Origin of the sequence: Mycobacterium sp. M26 (assembly GCF_001494595.1) — a bacterium.
Lineage (GTDB): Bacteria > Actinomycetota > Actinomycetes > Mycobacteriales > Mycobacteriaceae > Mycobacterium.
Map to the genome: position 1 here is coordinate 1,387,880 of NZ_LN929908.1, position 20,156 is coordinate 1,408,035.

Below are 20,156 nucleotides of genomic sequence, written 5' to 3' on the forward strand. Positions count from 1 at the left end.
CGGATTGATCCACAACCGGCTTGGCTCAGCTGATGATGGCCGGCCGGCTGTCGGTGGGCTGAGGCCCACTGAGGGTCCAGTGATCAACCAGAAAGGACCCCAGCCATGTTCGAAACCCATCTGACGGTCGTCGGCCGCATCGTCACCGACCTTCGCCGCAGGATCGTCAACAACCAGGAACTGATCAGCTTCCGGGTGGCCAGCAACTCGCGCCGCCGCAACGGCGAGGGCACCTGGGAGCCGGGCAATTCGCTGTTCATCACGGTCAACTGCTGGGGCAAGCTGGTCACCGGCGTGGGCGCCGCGTTGTACAAGGGCGCGCCGGTGATCGTCGTCGGCGACGTGTTCACCAGTGAGTACGAGGACAAGGACGGTCTGCGACGGTCATCGCTGGAGATGCGCGCTACCGCGGTGGGCCCGGATCTGTCCCGGGCGATCGTCCGCATCGAACAACCCCAGCCCAAGCCTGCCGAAGCGCCCGTCGAGGAGCCGGCCCCCGATGTCGCCGACGTGATCGACGAGATCGACGAGGCCGACGAGGAGCCGGAGATGGCGCTGTCGGTGTGAGGGGGCAGGCGGCCGCGCGGGGGAGACCCGGCGCGGCCGCTCAGCCGCGGTCTGCAGCCGCCTAGGATGGTCCGCGAGATATACGCAAAAGACGGAAGGCGACACCGCGGCAATGGCCGAATACATCTACACGATGCGGAAGGTCCGCAAGGCACACGGCGACAAGGTCATCCTCGACGACGTCACCCTGGCCTTCCTGCCCGGAGCCAAGATCGGCGTCGTCGGCCCCAACGGTGCGGGTAAGTCCAGCGTGCTGCGCATCATGGCCGGCCTCGACCAGGCCAACAACGGCGATGCGCTGCTGGCGCCCGGCGCCACGGTCGGCATCCTCATGCAGGAGCCGGTGCTCGACGAGACCAAGACGGTGCGCGAGAACGTCGAGGACGGCGTGGCCATCAAGGCCAAGCTCAACCGGTACAACGAGGTCGCCGAATTGATGGCCACCGACTACACCGACGAGCTGATGGACGAGATGGGCAAGCTCCAGGAGGAGCTGGACGCCGAGGACGCCTGGGATATCGACTCCCAGCTGGAGCAGGCGATGGATGCCCTGCGCTGCCCGCCGCCCGACGAGCCGGTCACCCACCTCTCCGGTGGTGAGAAGCGCCGCGTTGCCCTGTGCAAGCTGCTGCTGAGCAAGCCCGACCTGCTGCTGCTCGACGAGCCCACCAACCACCTCGACGCCGAGAGCGTGCTGTGGCTCGAACAGCACCTGGCCGCCTACAAGGGCGCCATCCTGGCCGTCACCCACGACCGGTACTTCCTGGACAACGTCGCCGAGTGGATCCTCGAGCTAGACCGCGGCCGCGCCTACCCGTATGAGGGCAACTACTCGACCTACCTGGAGAAGAAGGCCGAGCGCCTCGAGGTGCAGGGCAAGAAGGACCAGAAGCTGCAGAAGCGCCTCAAGGAGGAGCTCGCCTGGGTGCGCTCGGGGGCCAAGGCTCGGCAGGCCAAGAACAAGGCCCGCCTCGGCCGCTACGAGGAGATGGTCGCCGAGGCCGAGAAGACCCGGAAGCTCGACTTCGAGGAGATCCAGATCCCGGCCCCGCCGCGACTGGGCAACGTCGTGGTCGAGGTCGAGCACCTCGACAAGGGCTTCGAGGGCCGCACCCTCATCAAGGACCTGTCGTTCACGCTGCCGCGTAACGGCATCGTCGGTGTCATCGGCCCCAACGGTGTGGGTAAGACCACCCTGTTCAAGACCATCGTCGGCCTCGAGCAGCCCGACAGCGGCACCGTGCGGGTCGGCGAGACCGTCAAGCTCAGCTACGTCGACCAGTCCCGCGCCGGTATCGATCCCAGCAAGACGGTGTGGCAGGTGGTCTCCGACGGCCTGGACTACATCGAGGTCGGCCACAACGAGATCCCGTCGCGCGCCTACGTCTCGGCATTCGGCTTCAAGGGCCCGGACCAGCAGAAGCCGGCCGGGGTGCTCTCCGGTGGCGAACGCAACCGGCTCAACCTCGCGCTGACCCTCAAAGAGGGCGGCAACCTGATCCTGCTCGACGAGCCCACCAACGACCTCGACGTCGAGACGCTGTCGTCGCTGGAGAACGCGCTGGAGAACTTCCCCGGCTGCGCCGTGGTCATCTCCCACGACCGCTGGTTCCTCGACCGCACCTGCACGCACATCCTGGCGTGGGAGGGCGACGAGAAGAACGAGGCCAAGTGGTTCTGGTTCGAGGGCAACTTCGGGGCCTACGAGGAGAACAAAGTCGAGAGATTGGGAGCCGACGCGGCCCGTCCGCACCGGGTGACCCACCGCAGGCTCACACGCGACTAATGTGGTCGGCTGCGGACCAGCGTGGGTTCGCAAGCTGATCAGGAGTTCCAGGTATGACGGTTGACCCCAGAACTACCAGCCTCGACTTGCCGGTCGAGTGGACCCATCTCAGCCAGGCCGCCCTCGACGAGAAGGCGTCGGCGATGGGCGCGGCCTACCTGGCCACCTATCGTGGTCCGCACGGCGGCGCACCGCAGAGCGATGCCGACGCCGCCGACACCGGCCCGCTGACCCAGGTCAGCATCGACGACGTGGTGCCCCCGGCACTGATCGCGGCCCAGGAGCGGCTGGCGCATGGCCGGGCACCAGCGGAGACGCTGGTCGCGGTCTACGGCAGCGACGACCCGGGTGGCTTCGGTCCGGCGCTGCAGATCGTCACCGAGCAGGCCACGATGCTGCTCGATTCGGTGACGGTGCTGCTGCACCGCCTCGGGGTGGCCTACGTGGCGTTGATGAACCCGGTGTTCCAGGTTCGGCGCAGCGCCAGCGGTGAACTGCTCGACGTGCGGCCCCAGCCCGCCGACCCCGACCTGGCCAACGGGTTCCCCGAGTCGTGGATCCATGTCCAGCTGGCCCGCTCGGTCAACCGCAAGGCCCTGGCCGAGGCGCAGCGGCTGCTGCCGATGGTCGTCGCCGACGCCCGGCAGGTGGCCCTGGACTCGGTGTCGCTGAGCGAGGTGCTGCAGAACCTGGCCCGCGAGATGGACGCCGACACAGGTGTCCGATTCCCCAGTCCCGATCGCCGCGACGTGGCCGACCTGCTGCGCTGGCTGGCCGACGGCCACTTCGTGCTGCTCGGCTCGCAGCTGTGCTCGGTGTCCGACGGTAAGGCCACCGTCGACGAGACCAGTCGCCTGGGCGTGGCACGGCTGCGCACCGAGGTACTGCCTGAGCTCACCGAGCCGGGGGACCTCGTGGTGCTGGCACAGGCCACCATGCCCAGCTTCCTGCGGTACGGGGCCTACCCGTACATCGTGGTGGTCCGCGACAAGCGTGAGACCGGCGATGTGGAGCACCGCTTCGTCGGCCTGTTCACCGTGGCGGCCACCAGTGCCAACGTGCTCGACATCCCGCTGATCTCGCGGCGGGCGCGCGAGGTGCTGGAGCTGACTGCCAACGACCCCAGCCATCCCGGTCAGTTGATGCTCGACATCATCCAGACCATCCCGCGCTCCGAACTGTTCTCGCTGACCGCCGAGCAGATGCGGGCGGTGGCCAGCGCCGTGGTGGAACTCGGATCGCGCCGCCGCGCCCTGCTGTTCCTGCGGGCCGACCAGCTCGGCCACTTCGTGTCCGGACTGGTCTATCTTCCGCGCGATCGCTACACCACCGTGGTGCGGCTGGCCATGCAGGACATCCTGGTGCGCGAGTTCGGTGGCGAGTCCATCGACTACACCGCGCGGGTCAGCGAATCACCCTGGGCTGTAGTGCATTTCACCGTCCGGCTGCCCGACGAGCCGAGTCGGCAGGCGATCGACACCTCCGAGGCCAACCGCACCCGGGTGCAGGGGCTGCTTACCGAAGCATTGCGGACCTGGGGTGACCGGCTGATCGGTGCGGCGCGCAACGGCTCGATCGATCAGGCGATGGCCGAGCACTACGCTGATGCCCTGCCCGAGGAGTTCAAACAGGCCGTCACCCCGATCGAGGCGATCACCGACATCGGTTTCATCGAAGGGCTGCAGGAAGATTCGGTCAAGCTGCAGTTCGAGCCGGGCGACGACGGTCGTGACGCTTTCCTGACCTGGTACCTGGGCGGATCGACGGCAACGCTGAGCCATCTGCTGCCGATGCTGCAGTGCATGGGTGTCGAGGTGCTCGAGGAGCGGCCGTTCACTGTGGTGCGCCCCGACGGGCTGAAGGTCTGGATCTACCAGTTCAAAATCCGCCCGGACGCCTCCATCCCGGACGCGGTGACCACCGAGGAATTCGACGCCACCGCGCAGCGGTTCGCCGACGCGGTCACCGCCATCTGGCAGGGCCGCGCCGAGATCGACCGGTTCAACGAGCTGGTGCTGCGCGCCGGACTGACCTGGCAGCAGGTCGCCGTTCTGCGGGCGTACGCAAAGTACCTGCGGCAGTCGGCATTCCCCTACAGCCAGGCCCACATCGAGAGCGTCCTCAACGACAACGCCGGCACTGCGGCCTCCCTGGTCGCGCTGTTCGAGGCGATGTTCGACCCGGACTCGGCGGCCAAGGGCCTGGACGCTCATGCCGCTGCGGCAGCGGTTACCGCTGACATCGACGCGCTCGTGAGTCTGGACACCGACCGGGTGCTGCGAGCGTTCGCCTCGATGATCCAGGCCACTCTGCGGACCAACTACTTCGTCGCGGACCCGACGTCCGTCCGCGCGCAGAATGTGCTGTCGCTCAAGCTCAATCCGCAGCTGATCGACGAATTGCCGCTGCCCAGGCCCAAGTTCGAGATCTTCGTGTACTCGCCCCGGGTCGAGGGTGTGCATCTGCGGTTCGGGCACGTCGCGCGCGGCGGCCTGCGCTGGTCGGATCGTCGTGAGGACTTCCGTACCGAAATCCTCGGCCTGGTCAAGGCGCAGGCTGTCAAGAACGCCGTCATCGTGCCCGTCGGCGCCAAGGGCGGCTTCGTCGTCAAGCAACCGACCCCGCCGACCGGTGACGCCGCCGTCGACCGCGACAACTTCCGCAACGACGGCGTCGCCTGCTACCGGCTGTTCATCGCCGGACTGCTCGACATCACCGACAACGTCGACCGGACCACCGGCCAGGTCGTGCCGCCCGCAGGGGTGGTGCGCCGCGACGGTGACGACGCCTACCTGGTGGTCGCCGCCGACAAGGGGACGGCCACCTTCTCCGATATCGCCAACGACGTGGCGCAGTCCTACGGCTTCTGGCTGGGAGATGCGTTCGCCTCGGGCGGCTCGGTGGGTTACGACCACAAGGCCATGGGCATCACCGCCAAGGGCGCGTGGGAGGCCGTCAAGCGGCACTTCCGCGAAATGGGGGTGGACACCCAGAGCGAGGACTTCACCGTCGTCGGCGTCGGCGACATGAGCGGCGACGTCTTCGGCAACGGCATGCTGCTGTCGCATCACATCCGGCTGATCGCGGCCTTCGACCACCGGCACATCTTCGTCGACCCCAACCCGGATGCGGCCCGGTCGTGGGAGGAACGCCGCCGGCTCTTCGAGCTGCCGCGGTCCAGCTGGGAGGACTACGACGCCAGCCTGATCAGCGAGGGCGGCGGGGTGTTCAGCCGCCAGCAGAAGTCGATCCCGATCAGCCCGCAGATGCGCGAGGCGCTGGGCATCGAAGACGGGGTCACCGAGGTGACGCCGCCGACCCTGATGAAGGCGATCCTGCAGGCCCCCGTCGACCTGTTGTTCAACGGCGGTATCGGCACCTACATCAAGGCCGAGTCGGAATCCGACGCCGACGTCGGCGACCGCGCCAATGACACCATCCGCGTCAACGGAAATCAGGTGCGCGCCAAGGTCGTCGGCGAAGGCGGCAACCTCGGCGTCACATCGCTGGGCCGGGTCGAGTTCGACCTGTGCGGTGGGCGGATCAACACCGACGCGATGGACAACTCCGCCGGCGTGGACTGCTCCGACCACGAGGTCAACATCAAGATCCTGGTCGACTCGCTGGTCACCACGGGCAAGGTCAGCGCTGCCGAACGTACCGAGTTGCTCACCTCGATGACCGACGAGGTGGGCCGGCTGGTGCTGACCGACAACATCGACCAGAACGATCTGATGGGCACCAGCCGTGCCAACGCGGCTGCACTGCTCAACGTGCACGCCCGCCAGATCCGCGAGCTCGAGGATCAGCGTGGGCTCAACCGTGAGCTCGAGGCGCTGCCGTCGAGCAAGGAGATCCGCCGGCGTCAGGAGGTAGGCCTGGGCCTGACCTCGCCGGAGCTCGCGACCCTGATGGCTCACGTCAAGCTGGCGTTGAAGGACGAGGTTCTGGCCAGTGACCTGCCCGACCAGGAGGTGTTCGCCTCCCGGCTGCCGCAGTACTTCCCGAGCCAGCTGCGCGACAACTTCGCCCCGGACATTCGCAACCACCAGCTGCGTCGCGAGATCGTCACCACGATGCTGGTCAACAACGTCGTCGACACCGGCGGGATCACGTTCGCCTACCGGGTCACCGAGGACGTCGGCGTCGGCTACGTGGATGCGGTGCGCACCTTCGGCGCCACCGACGCGATCTTCGGGATCGGCGAGACCTGGCGGCGGATCCGCGACGGCGGTCTGCCGGTCAACGTCTCGGACCGGATGACGCTGGATCTGCGGCGGCTGCTGGACCGGGCCGCGCGCTGGCTGCTGAACTACCGCCCGCAGCCGCTGGCCGTCGGCGCCGAGATCAACCGGTTCGCCGCCACGGTGGCCGCACTGACCCCGCGGATGCCGGAGTGGCTGCGCGGCGACGACCGGGCCATCGTGAACAAGGAGGCTGCGGAGTTCGCCGCACACGGCGCTGACGCGGATCTGGCGTACACGGTGGCTGCCGGGCTCTACCAGTACAGCCTGCTCGACGTGATCGACATCGCCGACATCCTCGAGCGTGACCCGGCCGAGGTGGCTGACACCTACTTCGCGCTGATGGATCACCTGGGTACTGACGGACTGCTCACGGCGGTGTCCGGCCTGCCCCGTGATGATCGCTGGCATGCGTTGGCGCGCTTGGCGATTCGCGACGATATCTACGGCTCCCTGCGGGCATTGTGCTTCGACGTGCTCGCCGTGGGAGAGCCCGACGAGACCGGCGAACAGAAGATCGCCGAGTGGGAGCACACCAACGGGTCGCGGGTGGAACGTGCGCGCCGTACCCTGGCCGAGATCTACGAGGATGACGAACGCGATCTGGCCACGCTGTCGGTGGCGGCACGCCAGATCCGCAGCATGACCAGGACGAGTGGAACAGGAACAAGTGGTTAACGGCTTCACCACGGGCGTGCACGTCCGCTGGTCCGACATCGATATGTACCAGCACATCAACCACGCCACGATGGTGACGATCCTGGAAGAGGCGCGGGTGGACTTCCTGCGCGAGCCGTTCGCCGACGACATCGCCACCATCGGTCTGCTCATCCACGAGGTCCAGGTGCTCTACAAAGGGCAACTGCGACTTGTCGATTCGCCACTGCAGGTGACGATGTGGACCAAGCGGTTGCGGGCGGTGGATTTCACCTTGGGCTATGAGGTGCGTTCGGTGGGAGCCGAACCGAATTCGCGGCCGTCGGTGATCGCCGAGACCCAACTCGCGGCGGTACACATCGAGGAGCAGCGACTGGTCCGGCTCTCGCCGACGCACCGAGAGTATCTGCAGCGTTACCTGCGATGAGCCTCACCATTGCCGACCCGGTCCAGCGCAATGACCTGGCCGCCTTCGTCGAACGGGCCCTGCGCCTGGATGAGACGGCGGTGGTGCGGCTGCGCCAGCGCGCCGACGGCCTGATTGCGGCGTGGGTGGTGACCGGACTCGATGTCCTGGCGGTGCGGGTGGTGGCCGGCCAGCTGAGTCCGGCCGACATGTCCTGCGGTGCCGATCAACTGGCGCGCGGTCTGCGGGAGGCTGATGCCGCGGGGGGCGTCGACACCGGTTTTCCGATGGACTCCGCCTGGCGCGGTGTGCTGCCGCCGGACACCGGCTTCGCGCATCTGGACGACGTACCGGCCGCGGTGCTGGTGGATCTCGCCCGGCAGGGGGCTGAACTCGCCAAGGACCAGGGCAGCAAGTACGGGCCGCCCGCCTCGCTGCTGGACCAGGACGTGTTGCAGGTCAGCGCCGGCGACGTGACCGCCGGCGTGCCGATGCGCTGTGTGTTCGCCTTGACGGCAATGGGTTTCGTGCCCGAGTCGCCGCCGGCCGAGGAGATCGTGCGGGTCCGGGTGCTGCCGGCCTGGTTGCGCATCGACGCCAGGTTCGGGTCGGTGTTCCGCCGCCGCGGCGACCCGGCGCTGGTGCTGCGTTAAACATCCGCCAACGGGTTCGCGGGAGTAACCTCACGGCGGGAAAACCGGCGCTTCGGCACCGTGAGGTTACTGTCGGCGCACGCAAAGGGGGGACCGATGGAAAACAAGACACCCAACGGGTTGCCGTTGAGTCAAAGCCCCGCGGCACGGCTCGTTCTCGGGGCTGTCGCGGGCACCGTGGTCTCGGCATTGCTGTGGCCCCGCCAAGGACCGCTGTCGTTGCTTGGCGGGTGGGCTGTGCTCGCCTTTGTCTTCACCGGCTGGACCTGGAGCTTGTTGTGGTGTTTCAGCCCTCACGCAACTAAACGGCATGCGGGGCAAGAGCAGTTGGGGCATCGGCCCGCCATCGTGATGATCCTTGTTGGCGCGTTGGCGAGTCTCTCGGGGGTATGGGTTCTCTTCACGCGTGGTCATGATGATGGTGACTACGCACCTCGCTTACTGGCTGTCGGAAGCGTCCTGCTGTCTTGGCTTACCATCCACACGCTCTTTGCGCTGATCTACGCGAAGAGTTTCTACGCGGACGGGCACGGCAGCGGAATCGACTTCAATCGCCCGCATGGGAACCATGAGCATCCGAGTTATCCGGACTTCTTCTACGTGGCCTTTGCAATCGGCGTAAGTTTCGCGATCTCTGACACGAACCTCACATCGAGGCGGATGCGGAAGATAGCGCTTGGCCACAGCCTGCTGTCCTTTGTGTTCGGCGCGATGATCATCGCATCCGTCGTGAATCTTCTTTCGTCGCACTAATCCGGCACGATCCACGCCGCCGCGTCGGCAGGTAACGCACCGTCGTTCACCGCGGAGCTGGCGGCGAGCACCGTCCCGGCAGGCAACCGCACCGGCGTCGTCCCGGTGTTCAGCACGCACAGCACCCCGCCGGACAGGAACGCCAGCACATCGGAGCGTAGTGCCAACCATTCCACGTCATTCTCGGTGACGTGAAAAGCGCTGCGCCGCAATCCCAGAATGGTCCGGAAGAACGCCAGCGTAGACTCCGGATCGGCGGCTTGGCGTTCCACGGTCAACTCCCGCCAGTCGGCGGGGATCGGCAGCCAGGTATCCGGGTTGGCCGAAAAACCGAACGGGGGAGCGGTTCCCGCCCACGGCAGCGGAACCCGGCAGCCGTCGCGGCCTCGCTCGGTGTGCCCCGAACGCTCCCACACCGGATCCTGCAGCACCTCGTCGGGCAGGTCGACATTCGGCAGCCCGAGTTCCTCACCGTTGTAGAGGAACACCGCGCCGGGCAACGCCAGCATCACCATGGCCATCGCCTTAGCCCGCGCCAGACCGGCAGTACCGCCGCCGTATCGGCTCACCTCGCGGTCGACGTCGTGGTTGGACAGCGTCCAGGTCGGGCTGGCTTCGGCTAATGATGCTGCCGCCAAGGCATTTTCGATCGCCTCATGGATGCTGACCGCGTCGAAGTCGGCCCGCACGAGCCGGAAGTTGAAGCCCATGTGCAGCTCGTCGGGCCGCAGATACTTGGCGAAGTCCTCGTTGTCGAACACCCAGATCTCGCCGATCGACACCGCATGCGGATAGTCGTCGAGCACCGAGCGGATGCCGCGGTGGATGTCGTGGACGCCCTCGTGGTTGAACCGCGGATCGTCGTCCTGCGAGGTGAGCATCTCGACGTCGGGGTTGCTCATGTCGGGAAGCCCCGGAGGCTTGGACATCCCATGCGCGACGTCGATGCGGAAGCCGTCCACACCGCGGTCGAGCCAGAACCGCAGCGTCTTCTCCAGGTCCTCGAACACCTCCGGGTTGTCCCAGTTGAGGTCGGGCTGTTCGGCGTCGAACAGATGCAGGTACCACTGTCCGTCGGCAACCCGGGTCCAAGCAGGCCCACCGAACACCGACACCCAGTTGTTGGGCGGCTCGTCACCGATCCCGTCCCGGAAGATGTAGCGCTCGCGCTCCGGACTTCCCGGCGGCGCCGCAAGGGCAGCCTGGAACCAACTGTGTTGGGAGCTGGTGTGATTGGGCACCAGATCCATCGTGACCCGGATACCCCGGTCGTGGGCCTGGGTGATCAGCTGCTCCAGTGCACCGAGCCCGCCGAACAGCGGGTCCACATCGCGGGGGTCTGCGACGTCGTAGCCGTGATCGGCCATCGGCGAGACCATCACCGGGTTCAGCCAGATCGCGTCGACTCCAAGGGAGCTGAGGTGATCCAGATGGGCCACCACACCGCCGAGGTCACCCACGCCGTCGCCGTCACTGTCGGCGAACGAGCGGGGATAGATCTGATAGAAGATCGCGTTCGTCCACCAATGCGGTTCAGCGGTCACGCTCTCTCATTGTGCCGTGAGTGGCGCGTGCGCGTAGACCTGGTAGGTCCGGGCCACGAAATCGCGGAAGTACGGCAGGGACTCCGGACGCACGATGCCACCGAGCAGCACCCGCCAACCACGGGCCAGCCGGGCCAGGACGTCGTCACCGATGGCGTCGGAGAGCAGGTAGCAGCCGAGCACGGTGGCCCAGATCGATTCGCCGACATCGTCGACGTCGACGTCGACCCTCAGGTCGCCGCGGGCGAGCGCCTCGTGGGCCTGAGCGACGAACAGCGCCGTCGCGTCCAGGAAGACCTTCGGCCCGCGGTCGCTGACCTGGGTGAGGGACTGCGCCAGGAGTTTGCCCACCGCGACCGTGCGATCGGTGGCCATCAGGTCGGCGGCCGCGAACGTGGCACGAATGATGTTCTCCAACGCCGGCGAGGAGGACGTCACGATCGCCATCGCGGTCTCGGCGATCTTTCGATAGGTGTCATCGATGATCGCGGCGGCGACGGCTTCCTTGGAGTCGAAGTGGTAGTAGAAGGCGCCCTTGGTGATGTCGGCGCGCTGCAGAATCTCGGCGAGGCCGGTCTCGCCGTAGCCAGGGTTGATGAACAGCTCGACTGCGGTGTCGATGATGCGCTGTCTGGTTGCCTCGGCCCGGGCCTGACGTGCCATCCTCGGACCCCCTTTCCGCACCCCCAACCTGACGGTAGCGCGTCGAGGGGCTCAGAACGGTGAGTTGACCATGGAGTTGGCGGCCATTTCCAGGTAAGCGAGCAGCTCGCGGCGGTGCTCGTCGTCCATCGTCGCCGAATCGATCGACGCCACCGCGGTGTGCATGCTGCGCAACCAGGCGTCACGCTCGATGAACCCGATCTTGAAGGGGACGTGCCGCATCCTCAGGCGGGGGTGTCCGCGCAGCTCGGAATAGGTGCGCGGGCCGCCCCAATACTGCTCGAGGAACATCCGCAGCCGGTCTTCGGCGGCATCGAGCTCGTCTTCGGGATACAGCGGCAGCAGCACCTCGTCCTCACGAACCAGCTCGTAGAAACGAGACACGATCGTGCGGAACGTTGCGGCACCACCGACCGCGTCGTAGAACGTCTGCGGATCTTCGGGCACCCCACCATTGTGACGGTGGCCCTGACCCGAGTCGTCGTCACCCGATGTTCACGGATTCGACCAGCGAACACGACCCAAATTGCCGTGCACTCGCGGCCGATCCGTGGTGCACTGGTTCGCGGAGGACGCATGTCGCAGCGCAAACGGAACCGCGGCCACCGTGCCGCGGCGGGGACCGTCGGGTCCCTTCCGGGGTCAGGCCTGCACGCCGACCCTCACATACCCAGCCCGGCTGACGGTTCAGTGTGGGGACGTCGCCGGGTATTGCTGCTGAACTCGACCTACGAACCGTTGACCGCGTTGCCGATGCGCCGCGCGGTCATCATGCTTTTGTGCGGAAAAGCCGATGTCGTCCACGATGATCCGGCCGGTCCCGTCATCCACTCCGCCTCCCGGGTGATCGTCGTGCCTTCGGTGATCCGGCTGCGCACCTACGTGCGGGTTCCGTACCGGGCGCGCATCCCGATGACCAGGGCCGCGCTGATGCACCGCGACCGCTTCCGGTGCGCCTACTGCGGATCCAAGGCCGACACCGTCGACCATGTGGTGCCGCGCAGCCGCGGCGGTGAGCACTCCTGGGAGAACTGCGTCGCGGCGTGCGCGACGTGCAACCACCGCAAGGCCGACAAGCTGCTGACGGAATTGGGTTGGACGCTGCGGCTGGTGCCGACACCGCCGAAGGGTCAGCACTGGCGGCTGTTGTGCACGGTCAAGGAGCTCGACCCCGCGTGGGTGCGTTACCTCGATGAGGGCGCTGCCTGACGCTGCTACCGTTTGCATCGTGAGCACTGCAGCCATTCACTCGATGATGGGCGGGGTCCCGCTGCTGGTGGTAGCGATACTCGCCGCACTGATCTTCGCCCGAAAAGGCAACCATCCCGCCACCTACAAGCTTTCTGAGCCCTGGACGCATGAGCCGATCCTGTGGGCGGCCGTCGACGAGGTCGTACCCGGCGACGGACATCACGGGCATGGTTCGAACGAGGAGATCGTGGGAGGTGGCGCAAGTGGCAAGTGGTGACCATTCCACAGCAGTGGCCCACGTCGACCCGGCGAACCTGCCGGAAGGCTGGGCGGTGACGGCCAGCGGCCGGCTCTCGGGGGTGACCCAACCCGGTGAGCTCTCGGTGAACTACCCGTTCCCGATCAAGGACCTGGTGGCCCTCGACGATGCGCTGAAGTTCGGCAGCAGGCAGTCCAAGGCCCGCTTCGCGGTCTACATCGGCGACCTGGGTGCTGACACCGCGGCCCGTGCACGCGAGCTCCTTGCTGACGTGCCGACCCCGAACAATGCTGTGCTACTGGCTGTTTCGCCGGATCAGCGGGCCATCGAGGTGGTCTACGGCGCCGATGTGCGCGGCCGTGGAGCCGAGTCGGCGGCACCGCTGGGCGTCTCGGCGGCCGCCGGGGCGTTCAAGGAGGGCAACCTGATCGACGGGTTGGTCAGTGCGGTGCGGGTGTTGTCGGCTGGGATCTCCCGGCCCTGATCGCCACGTAGCGCTCCAGGAACGCCTTCTCGTCGAGACGTTTACGGCGCATCCAGCTGGTGACCTCGTCGTTGCACTTGCTGGCATTGCACGCCGCGCAGGCGGGTACGACGTTGTCCATCGTGTAGCGGCCGCCGCGGGAGATCGCCATCACGCAGTCGCGTTGCAGCGGCGTGCCGGTGGCCCCGCAATAGGCACAGCCGTTCCACGCGACCTTCAGCGCCGCCCACTGCTCCTCGGTCAGATCGTTGACCGCGGCCTTGACGCGCCGGGCACGCCTACGCGCGGCACGCGCTCGCCGACTGTTGGGGGCCGCCATGGCCCGATCTTCTCAGCGCGCGGTCACCCGGCGTCGAAGGCGCGCGCTTTCAGCGATCGTTCGATACCGGCGCGGCCTTCGAGTACCAGCCGGCGCAGTGCCGAGGGCAGCTCACCGGACAGGAACTCATCAGCCGCGGCCAGCGCCTCGGCGCTGATGTCCCACGACGGGTACAGGCCCACGACCACGGTCTGCGCCACCTCGCTGGATCGCCGCTCCCACACCCCGGGGATGGCCGCGAAGTAGCGCGCGGTGAACGGCGCCAGCACCGCACCCTGCCCGGGCTGGGCGAAGCCGCCGATGATCGCGCGCGCGGTGATGTTGGCCAGGGTGTCATCTTCGACCACCTGCTGCCAGGCCTGCTCCTTGACCGCAGCCTGCGGGCGAGCCGCAGCTGCCGCGGCGGCATGCCGCTTACCGGCCGCGGTCGGGTCGCGCTGGGCCTCGGCGTCGATGAACGGGGTGGCGGTGCCGTCGGCGTCCAGGTCACCGGAGGCGGCCAGCGCGGTGACGATGCGCCAGCGCAGGTCGGTATCGATCACCAGCCCCGGCAGGTTCACCGCGGCGGGCTCGTTGTCCAGCAGCGTGGCCAGGACGGCGACGTGGTTACGCGAGAGCACCGAGGTGCACAGGGCGTTGACGAAGGCGAGCTGGTGATCGGAGCCCGGTGCCGACTCGCGGGCCAGGTCCAGCAGCCGGTCCCCGAACGCCGGCCAGCCGGCTTCCTTGGCCCAGCCGGGCTCGGCGTAGGAGTTCAGCGCGGTCTGTGCCTGCAGCAGCAACCGCTGCGCCACCCCGACCTCGGTCTCGGCCTGCACCCCGCTCATCACCAGCGCCACGAAGTCGCGTGCCTTGAGTTCGGCGTCGCGGGTCATCTCCCACGCCGCCGACCACACCAGCGTGCGGGGCAGCGGTTCGGCGATGTCGGCGATCCGGCTCAGCGCGGTACGCAGGGAATCCTCGTCCAGCCGCAGCGAGCAGTAGGTCAGGTCGTCGTCGTTGACCAGAACCAGCTTGCCCCGCGAAACACCCTGCAGGGCAGGAACTTCGGTGACATCGCCGGAGACGTCGAGCTCTTCGCGGTGCACCCGCACCAGCTTGCCGGTGGTCGGGTCGTCGTCGTAGATACCGACAGCCAGGCGGTGCACCCGGGTCTCCCCGGCGCCGGGCTTGGCGCCGCCCTGGGTGATCGCGAAACGGGTGAAGCGCCCGGCGTCGTCGACGTCGAACTCGGCCCGCAGGGTGTTCAGGCCGGTGGTCTTGAGCCACTGGCGGCCCCAGTCCGACAGATCGCGGCCCGAGGCCTTCTCCAGCGCACCCAGCAGGTCGTCGAAGGTGGCGTTGTCGAAGGCATGCGCGGCGAAGTAGTCACGCAGCCCGGCCAGGAAGTGCTCCAGGCCGACGTAGGCCACCAGCTGCTTGAGCACGCTGGCACCCTTGGCGTAGGTGATCCCGTCGAAGTTCACCTCGACGGCGTGCAGATCGGGGATGTCGGCGGCCACCGGGTGGGTGGACGGCAACTGGTCCTGCCGGTAGGCCCAGGACTTCTCGACGTTGGCGAAGGTGGTCCAGGCCTCGGTGTACTCGGTGGCGTCGGCCTGGCACAGCACCGAGGCGAACGTCGCGAAGGACTCGTTGAGCCACAGGTCGTCCCACCACGTCATGGTCACCAGATCGCCGAACCACATGTGGGCCATCTCGTGCAGCACCGTCTCGGCGCGGCGCTCGTAGCTGTAGCGGGTCACCTTGGACCGGAAGACGTAGTCCTCCAGGAACGTCACCGCGCCGGCGTTCTCCATGGCGCCGGCGTTGAACTCCGGAACGAACAGCTGGTCGTACTTGCCGAAGGCGTAGGGCACCCCGAAGTTGCGGTGGTAGAAGCCGAAACCCTGTTTGGTCTCGGTGAACAGCCGCTCGGCGTCCATGTACTCCGCCAGCGAGGAGCGGCAGAACAGGCCTAGCGGGATCTCACCGTGCTCATCGGTGTAGACGTCATCCCAGCGGGCGTAGGGGCCGGCGATCAGGGCCACCAGGTAGGTGCTCATCCGCGGGGTGGTGGCGAAGGTGTGCACCTTGTTCTCGCCGCTGTCCTCGACGGAGGTGGTGGCGCCGTTGGAGATCACCTGCCAGTGCGCGGGCGCGGTCACCGTCACGTCGTAGGTGGCCTTGATGTCGGGTTGGTCGAAGCAGGCGAACATCCGCTTGGCGTCGGCGGTTTCGAACTGCGAGTACAGGTAGACCTCGCCGTCGACGGGGTCGACGAAACGATGCAGACCCTCACCGGTGTTCGAGTAGCGGCAGTCGGCGTCGACCACCAGGGTGTTCTGCTTCTCCAGCCCGCGCAGCGCAATCCCGGTGGACTCGTCGTAGCCGGACACGTCGATCGAATGGCCGTTGAGCACGGCGCTGTGGACGGCGTCGGCCGCCAGGTCGATGTAGGTGTCGGCGCCGGGCAGCGCCTCGAAGGTGACGGTGGTGGTCGACCGGAACGTCTTCTGGTCGGAGGTCAGGTCCAGGACGATGTTGTAGTTGTCGACGGTGACCAGAGCGGCCCGCTCGATGGCCTCATTGCGGGTGAGATTGGGAAGCACGCGTTCCAACCTATATGGACCGGGAACACTCGACGGTGTTGATGAGTTGTGCTCGACGTCATACCCCTGACCTGGAGGAGCCCGTATGTCCGAGAAGTCCCGCGCCGATTTCTGGTTCGACCCGCTGTGTCCCTGGTGCTGGATCACCTCCCGCTGGATCCTCGAGGTGGAGAAGGTGCGCGACATCGACGTCAACTTCCACGTCATGAGCCTTGCCGTCCTCAACGAAGGACGTGACCTGCCCGAGCAGTACCAGGAGCTGATGAAGAAGGCGTGGGGCCCGGTGCGGGTGGCCATCGCCGCCGAACAGGCCCACGGCCCCGAGGTGCTCGACCCGCTCTACACCGCGATGGGCACCCTGATCCACAACGAGGACAACAAGAACCTCGACGAGGTGATCGTCACGTCGCTGGAACGCGCCGGACTGCCCGCCGATCTGGCCAAGGCCGCCACCGACGCCAGCTACGACGACGCGCTGCGCAAGAGCCACCACGCCGGCATGGACGCCGTCGGCGACGACGTCGGCACGCCGACCATCCACGTCAACGGGGTCGCGTTCTTCGGTCCGGTGCTCTCCCGGATCCCGCGCGGTGAAGAGGCCGGCAAGTTGTGGGACGCGTCGGTGATCTTCGCCTCCTACCCGCACTTCTACGAACTCAAGCGCACCCGCACCGAGCCGCCGCAGTTCGACTGAGCCCTTCCGGTTGCGGGTTGGGCCGTCAGGGACGACCTTTAGTCCATGACAGTGGCTGACTCGGCTGAACCGAGCGTGCAGAGCGACGGCACCTATCGCGACAAGCTGGTGGCCGTCGAACCCGGTGGTAATGAGTTCATCTCGCACGAAGACCGGCACGGGCATCCGCGTCAGCTGTTCTGGACGTGGACCTCGCCGAACCTCGAGTTCGCCACGATCTTCGTCGGCATGCTCGCGGTCCTGGCGTTCGGGATGACGTTCTGGCAGGCGGTCGCCGGGATCGTGGTGGGCACCGGGCTCGGCGCGATCGCGCACTACTTCCTGTCCGCCCGCGGCCCGCTGCACGGGGTACCGCAGATGGTGCTGGGCCGCTTGGCATTCGGCTTCAAAGGCAACGCTCTGCCGGCCGGGCTGATGTCGGTGACCGCCGGTGTCGGCTGGTTCGCGGTCAACAGCGTCAGCGGCGCCTTCGCCCTGGCCACCCTGTTCGGTATCGGTCCGCTGCCGGCGCTGGTGATCGTGGTGCTGTTCCAGACCGGGTTCGCGTTCTTCGGGCACAACCTGGTGCAGGCCTTCGAGCGCTGGGCGTTCCCGGTGCTGGCGATTGTGTTCGTCATCGCCTCGATCGCGATCTTCGCCCACGCCGATCTGGGATCGCCGGTGGCCACCGCAGGCGGCGGCGGGGTCGGCGGATTCCTGCTGACCGTGGGCACCTCCTTCGGCTATGCGGCCGGCTGGACTCCGTATGCCGCCGACTACACCCGCTATCTGCCCTCGACGGTGTCCACGGCGCGCACCGGGCTGTTCGCCTCGCTGGGCCTGTTCGTGTCGTGCGTGGCGCTCGAGGTGGTCGGCGCGGCGTCGGTGACCACCGGCGAGGCCACGCTGGCCGACCCGACCGGGTCGTTCACCTCCGAGCTGGCGTCACCGCTGGCCAAGGCCACGCTGCTGGCCATCGCGATCGGGGCGATCGCCGCCAACTGCATCAACATCTACTCCGGGGCGATGGCGTTCGTGACTATCGGCATCAAACTGCCGGCGCACGTCGCGCGCGCCTTGGTGACGGTGTTCTTCGGTGTCGCGGGATTCCTCATCGCCTGGTGGGCGTTGGCCGATGCAGCCCACAGTTACGAGGCGTTCCTGCTGATCATCGCCTACTGGATCGGGCCGTGGCTGGGCGTGGTGTTCGCCGACCAGTACCTGCGCCAGGGGCAACCCGTCGCCACGTTCTTCTACGACCGGGCTTACACCAACTGGGGCGGGCTGGCCTCCTTCGCGATCGGCCTGGCGGCCTCGGTGCTGCTGTTCGCCAATCAGGAGAAGTTCGTCGGCATCATCGCCAAGGCGGTGCCGCAACTGGGCGACATCACCTTCTTCGTCGGCTTCCTGATCGCTGGTGCGAGTTATCTTGTGCTGTGCCGATCGAAGATCGCCGCGGAGCGCGCCGCGGTATGACCCCGCAGGACATGCTCGACGTCGCCTACGAGGAGGCCCGAAAAGGCTTGGCGGAAGGTGGAATCCCGATCGGGGCCGCGCTGTTCAGCGCCGACGGGGTGTTGCTGGGCAGTGGCCACAACATGCGGGTGCAAAGCGATGACCCGTCGATCCACGCCGAGACCTCCGCGTTCCGCAACGCCGGCCGTCAGACCGACTACCGCTCGACGATCATGGCCACCACGCTGTCGCCGTGCTGGTACTGCTGCGGACTGGTCCGCCAGTTCAACATCGGGGCGGTGATCATCGGCGACGCCCGCACCATCGTGTGGGGCCATCCGGAGTTAGCCGCCCTCGGGGTGAAGGTCACCGTGCTCGACGACGACCGCTGCTTCGACATGCTCAACACGTTCATCGCCGACAAGCCCCACCTGTGGAACGAGGACATCGGAGTCGCCGAATGATCGCCACCGTCGACATCTCCCGCTGGCACGCCGGGGGAGCGGAAGCCGACGCCGTCGCCGCCGAACTCGACGCGGGACTGCAGCAGGCCGGCTTCATCCTGGTCACCGGCCACGGCATCGACCCGGAGCTCAGTGCCGCGGTGCGCGGGGCGGCCCGGGAGTTCTTCGCCCTGCCCGACGTGGTCAAACGCCGCTATTCGGTGGCTGTCGGCGGGCACGGCTGGATCGCCCCCGGGGCCGAAGCCAACGCCTACGCCGAAGGCACCGAAACCCCGCCCGACCTCAAGGAGAGCTACAGCCTGGGTGCTGAGACGGCCGTCGGCGATCCGGAGGTGGACCGGATCTGGTTCGCCCCGAACGTCTGGCCGGACGAGGTGCCCGAACTGCAGGCCCTGGTCACCACCTACACCCAGGCGATGCGGACGCTGGCCGATGACCTGCTGGCGCTGATGTCGCATGCGCTGCTGCTGCCGGGCAACCCGTTCGCCACGCTGGCCGACCGGCCGACCTGGACGATGAATATCAACCACTACCCGCCCGTCAGCGTGGTGGGCGAGCCCGAGCCCGGCCAGTTCCGGATCGGGCCGCACACCGACTTCGGCACCGTGACCATCCTGGACCGCGAGCCGGGAGCCGGTGGGCTGCAAGTGTTTTCCGAAGCCGAGGGCTGGGCGGACGCGCCGTACGACCCGGCGGCGCTGACCGTCAACATCGGTGACCTGCTGGAGTACTGGAGTGGCTACCGCTGGCCGTCCGGGCGGCACCGGGTGCTGCCGCCGCAGCCGCACGCCCCCGAAGAGGACCTGGTCTCGCTGATCTACTTCTACGAGGCCAACCACGACGCGCTGGTGACGCCGCTGGAGCCGCCGGTGGGCAAGGTCGCGGGGCTGGCACCGGTGACGTGTTCGGCCTTCATCAAGGAACGCCTCGACGCGATCACCGTGGGCTGAGCAGCGTCAGTAAGGTATCGGCCATGCGTGTCTACCTCGGCGCCGATCATGCCGGATACGAACTCAAGCAGACCATCATCGAGCACCTGCGCAAGACCGGCCACGACCCGGTCGACTGCGGTGCCTTCGACTACGACGCCGATGACGACTACCCGGCCTTCTGCATCGCCGCCGCGGTGGCCACGGTGGCCGATCCGGGCAGCCTGGGCATCGTGCTCGGCGGCTCGGGCAACGGTGAGCAGATCGCGGCCAACAAGGTGCCCGGCGCCCGCTGTGCGCTGGCGTGGAGCACCGAGACCGCGTCGCTGGCCCGCGAGCACAACAACGCCCAGCTGATCGGTATCGGCGGCCGGATGCACACCGAAGAGGAGGCGCTGGCCATCGTCGACGCCTTCCTGAGCACGCCGTGGTCGCAGGCCCCGCGCCACCAGCGGCGCATCGACATCCTCGCCGAGTACGAACGCGACCACGTGCCACCGCCGGTGCCTGGCGCCTAA

19 protein-coding genes are annotated in these 20,156 nt (G+C 67.3%); 14 read left to right on the top strand and 5 right to left on the bottom strand.

The features are described from left to right. The first annotated feature begins 105 nt into the window (after nt 1-105). The 6 genes from BN3385_RS15895 (at nt 106) to BN3385_RS15920 (ending at nt 9,066) form a co-directional block, all read left to right on the top strand. On the top strand, nt 106-567 hold the full coding sequence (locus BN3385_RS15895; protein WP_059017969.1) for a single-stranded DNA-binding protein: 462 nt from the start codon (nt 106-108) through the stop codon (nt 565-567). A gap of 112 nt (nt 568-679) precedes the next feature. After that, nucleotides 680-2,353, top strand: a complete 1,674-nt coding sequence (gene ettA, locus BN3385_RS15900; protein WP_059017971.1) for an energy-dependent translational throttle protein EttA — start codon at nt 680-682, stop codon at nt 2,351-2,353. A gap of 53 nt (nt 2,354-2,406) precedes the next feature. After that, nucleotides 2,407-7,275: an NAD-glutamate dehydrogenase gene (locus BN3385_RS15905; protein ID WP_059017973.1), complete on the top strand. Its 4,869-nt coding sequence runs from the start codon at nt 2,407-2,409 to the stop codon at nt 7,273-7,275. Further along, nucleotides 7,268-7,681, top strand: a complete 414-nt coding sequence (locus BN3385_RS15910) for an acyl-CoA thioesterase (protein ID WP_156432927.1) — start codon at nt 7,268-7,270, stop codon at nt 7,679-7,681. The genes BN3385_RS15905 and BN3385_RS15910 overlap by 8 nt, the downstream gene beginning before the upstream one ends. After that, nucleotides 7,678-8,313: a DUF8010 domain-containing protein gene (locus tag BN3385_RS15915; protein ID WP_059017977.1), complete on the top strand. Its 636-nt coding sequence runs from the start codon at nt 7,678-7,680 to the stop codon at nt 8,311-8,313. The genes BN3385_RS15910 and BN3385_RS15915 overlap by 4 nt, the downstream gene beginning before the upstream one ends. Nucleotides 8,314-8,409: 96 nt before the next feature. Further along, the gene (locus BN3385_RS15920) at nt 8,410-9,066 is read left to right on the top strand and encodes a DUF1345 domain-containing protein (protein ID WP_059017979.1); all 657 of its coding nucleotides are present in this window, start codon (nt 8,410-8,412) and stop codon (nt 9,064-9,066) included. Here the strand turns inward: BN3385_RS15920 and BN3385_RS15925 are convergent. Genes BN3385_RS15925 through BN3385_RS15935 form a run of 3 tightly spaced genes read right to left on the bottom strand, consistent with a single transcriptional unit; the run spans nt 9,063 to nt 11,720 of the window. Further along, complete coding sequence (locus tag BN3385_RS15925) at nt 9,063-10,610, bottom strand: glycoside hydrolase family 13 protein (protein ID WP_059017981.1); 1,548 nt, start codon at nt 10,608-10,610, stop codon at nt 9,063-9,065. The genes BN3385_RS15920 and BN3385_RS15925 overlap by 4 nt on opposite strands. A 6-nt stretch (nt 10,611-10,616) precedes the next feature. Continuing rightward, on the bottom strand, nt 10,617-11,273 hold the full coding sequence (locus BN3385_RS15930; RefSeq protein WP_059017983.1) for a TetR family transcriptional regulator: 657 nt from the start codon (nt 11,271-11,273) through the stop codon (nt 10,617-10,619). Between the two features lie 51 nt (nt 11,274-11,324). Continuing rightward, complete coding sequence (locus BN3385_RS15935) at nt 11,325-11,720, bottom strand: globin (protein ID WP_059017985.1); 396 nt, start codon at nt 11,718-11,720, stop codon at nt 11,325-11,327. A gap of 129 nt (nt 11,721-11,849) precedes the next feature. Between BN3385_RS15935 and BN3385_RS15940 the strand changes: the two genes are divergently transcribed. The 3 genes from BN3385_RS15940 to BN3385_RS15950 are packed head-to-tail and all read left to right on the top strand — an operon-like array spanning nt 11,850 to nt 13,207. Then, nucleotides 11,850-12,482 (top strand): HNH endonuclease, encoded by a 633-nt coding sequence (locus tag BN3385_RS15940; protein WP_059017986.1) that lies wholly within the window; start codon nt 11,850-11,852, stop codon nt 12,480-12,482. After that, nucleotides 12,466-12,741, top strand: coding sequence for an aa3-type cytochrome oxidase subunit CtaJ (gene ctaJ, locus BN3385_RS15945; RefSeq protein ID WP_502688070.1), 276 nt, complete (start codon nt 12,466-12,468; stop codon nt 12,739-12,741). The genes BN3385_RS15940 and ctaJ overlap by 17 nt, the downstream gene beginning before the upstream one ends. Next, entirely contained in the window at nt 12,728-13,207 is a 480-nt protein-coding gene (locus BN3385_RS15950; protein ID WP_059017991.1) for a DUF5130 domain-containing protein, read from the top strand. The genes ctaJ and BN3385_RS15950 overlap by 14 nt, the downstream gene beginning before the upstream one ends. Here BN3385_RS15950 and BN3385_RS15955 read toward each other — a convergent pair. Both BN3385_RS15955 and pepN read right to left on the bottom strand, forming a co-directional pair. After that, a complete protein-coding gene (locus BN3385_RS15955; protein ID WP_059017993.1) occupies nt 13,164-13,526 on the bottom strand; it encodes an HNH endonuclease in 363 nt (120 codons plus the stop codon). The genes BN3385_RS15950 and BN3385_RS15955 overlap by 44 nt on opposite strands. A gap of 23 nt (nt 13,527-13,549) precedes the next feature. Next, nucleotides 13,550-16,126 (bottom strand): aminopeptidase N, encoded by a 2,577-nt coding sequence (gene pepN / locus BN3385_RS15960; RefSeq protein ID WP_502688071.1) that lies wholly within the window; start codon nt 16,124-16,126, stop codon nt 13,550-13,552. A 76-nt stretch (nt 16,127-16,202) separates the two neighbouring features. Here pepN and BN3385_RS15965 point away from each other — a divergent pair, with 76 nt between their 5' ends. From BN3385_RS15965 to BN3385_RS15985, 5 genes are read left to right on the top strand one after another with little or no spacing between them, the layout of a single operon-like run. Continuing rightward, nucleotides 16,203-16,811 (top strand): mycothiol-dependent nitroreductase Rv2466c family protein, encoded by a 609-nt coding sequence (locus BN3385_RS15965; protein ID WP_059017997.1) that lies wholly within the window; start codon nt 16,203-16,205, stop codon nt 16,809-16,811. Between the two features lie 45 nt (nt 16,812-16,856). After that, a complete protein-coding gene (locus BN3385_RS15970; protein WP_059017999.1) occupies nt 16,857-18,266 on the top strand; it encodes a purine-cytosine permease family protein in 1,410 nt (469 codons plus the stop codon). Next, nucleotides 18,263-18,709: a nucleoside deaminase gene (locus BN3385_RS15975; RefSeq protein WP_059018000.1), complete on the top strand. Its 447-nt coding sequence runs from the start codon at nt 18,263-18,265 to the stop codon at nt 18,707-18,709. The genes BN3385_RS15970 and BN3385_RS15975 overlap by 4 nt, the downstream gene beginning before the upstream one ends. After that, on the top strand, nt 18,706-19,659 hold the full coding sequence (locus BN3385_RS15980; RefSeq protein ID WP_059018003.1) for an isopenicillin N synthase family dioxygenase: 954 nt from the start codon (nt 18,706-18,708) through the stop codon (nt 19,657-19,659). The genes BN3385_RS15975 and BN3385_RS15980 overlap by 4 nt, the downstream gene beginning before the upstream one ends. Nucleotides 19,660-19,682: 23 nt before the next feature. Then, a complete protein-coding gene (locus BN3385_RS15985) occupies nt 19,683-20,156 on the top strand; it encodes a ribose-5-phosphate isomerase (RefSeq protein ID WP_059018006.1) in 474 nt (157 codons plus the stop codon).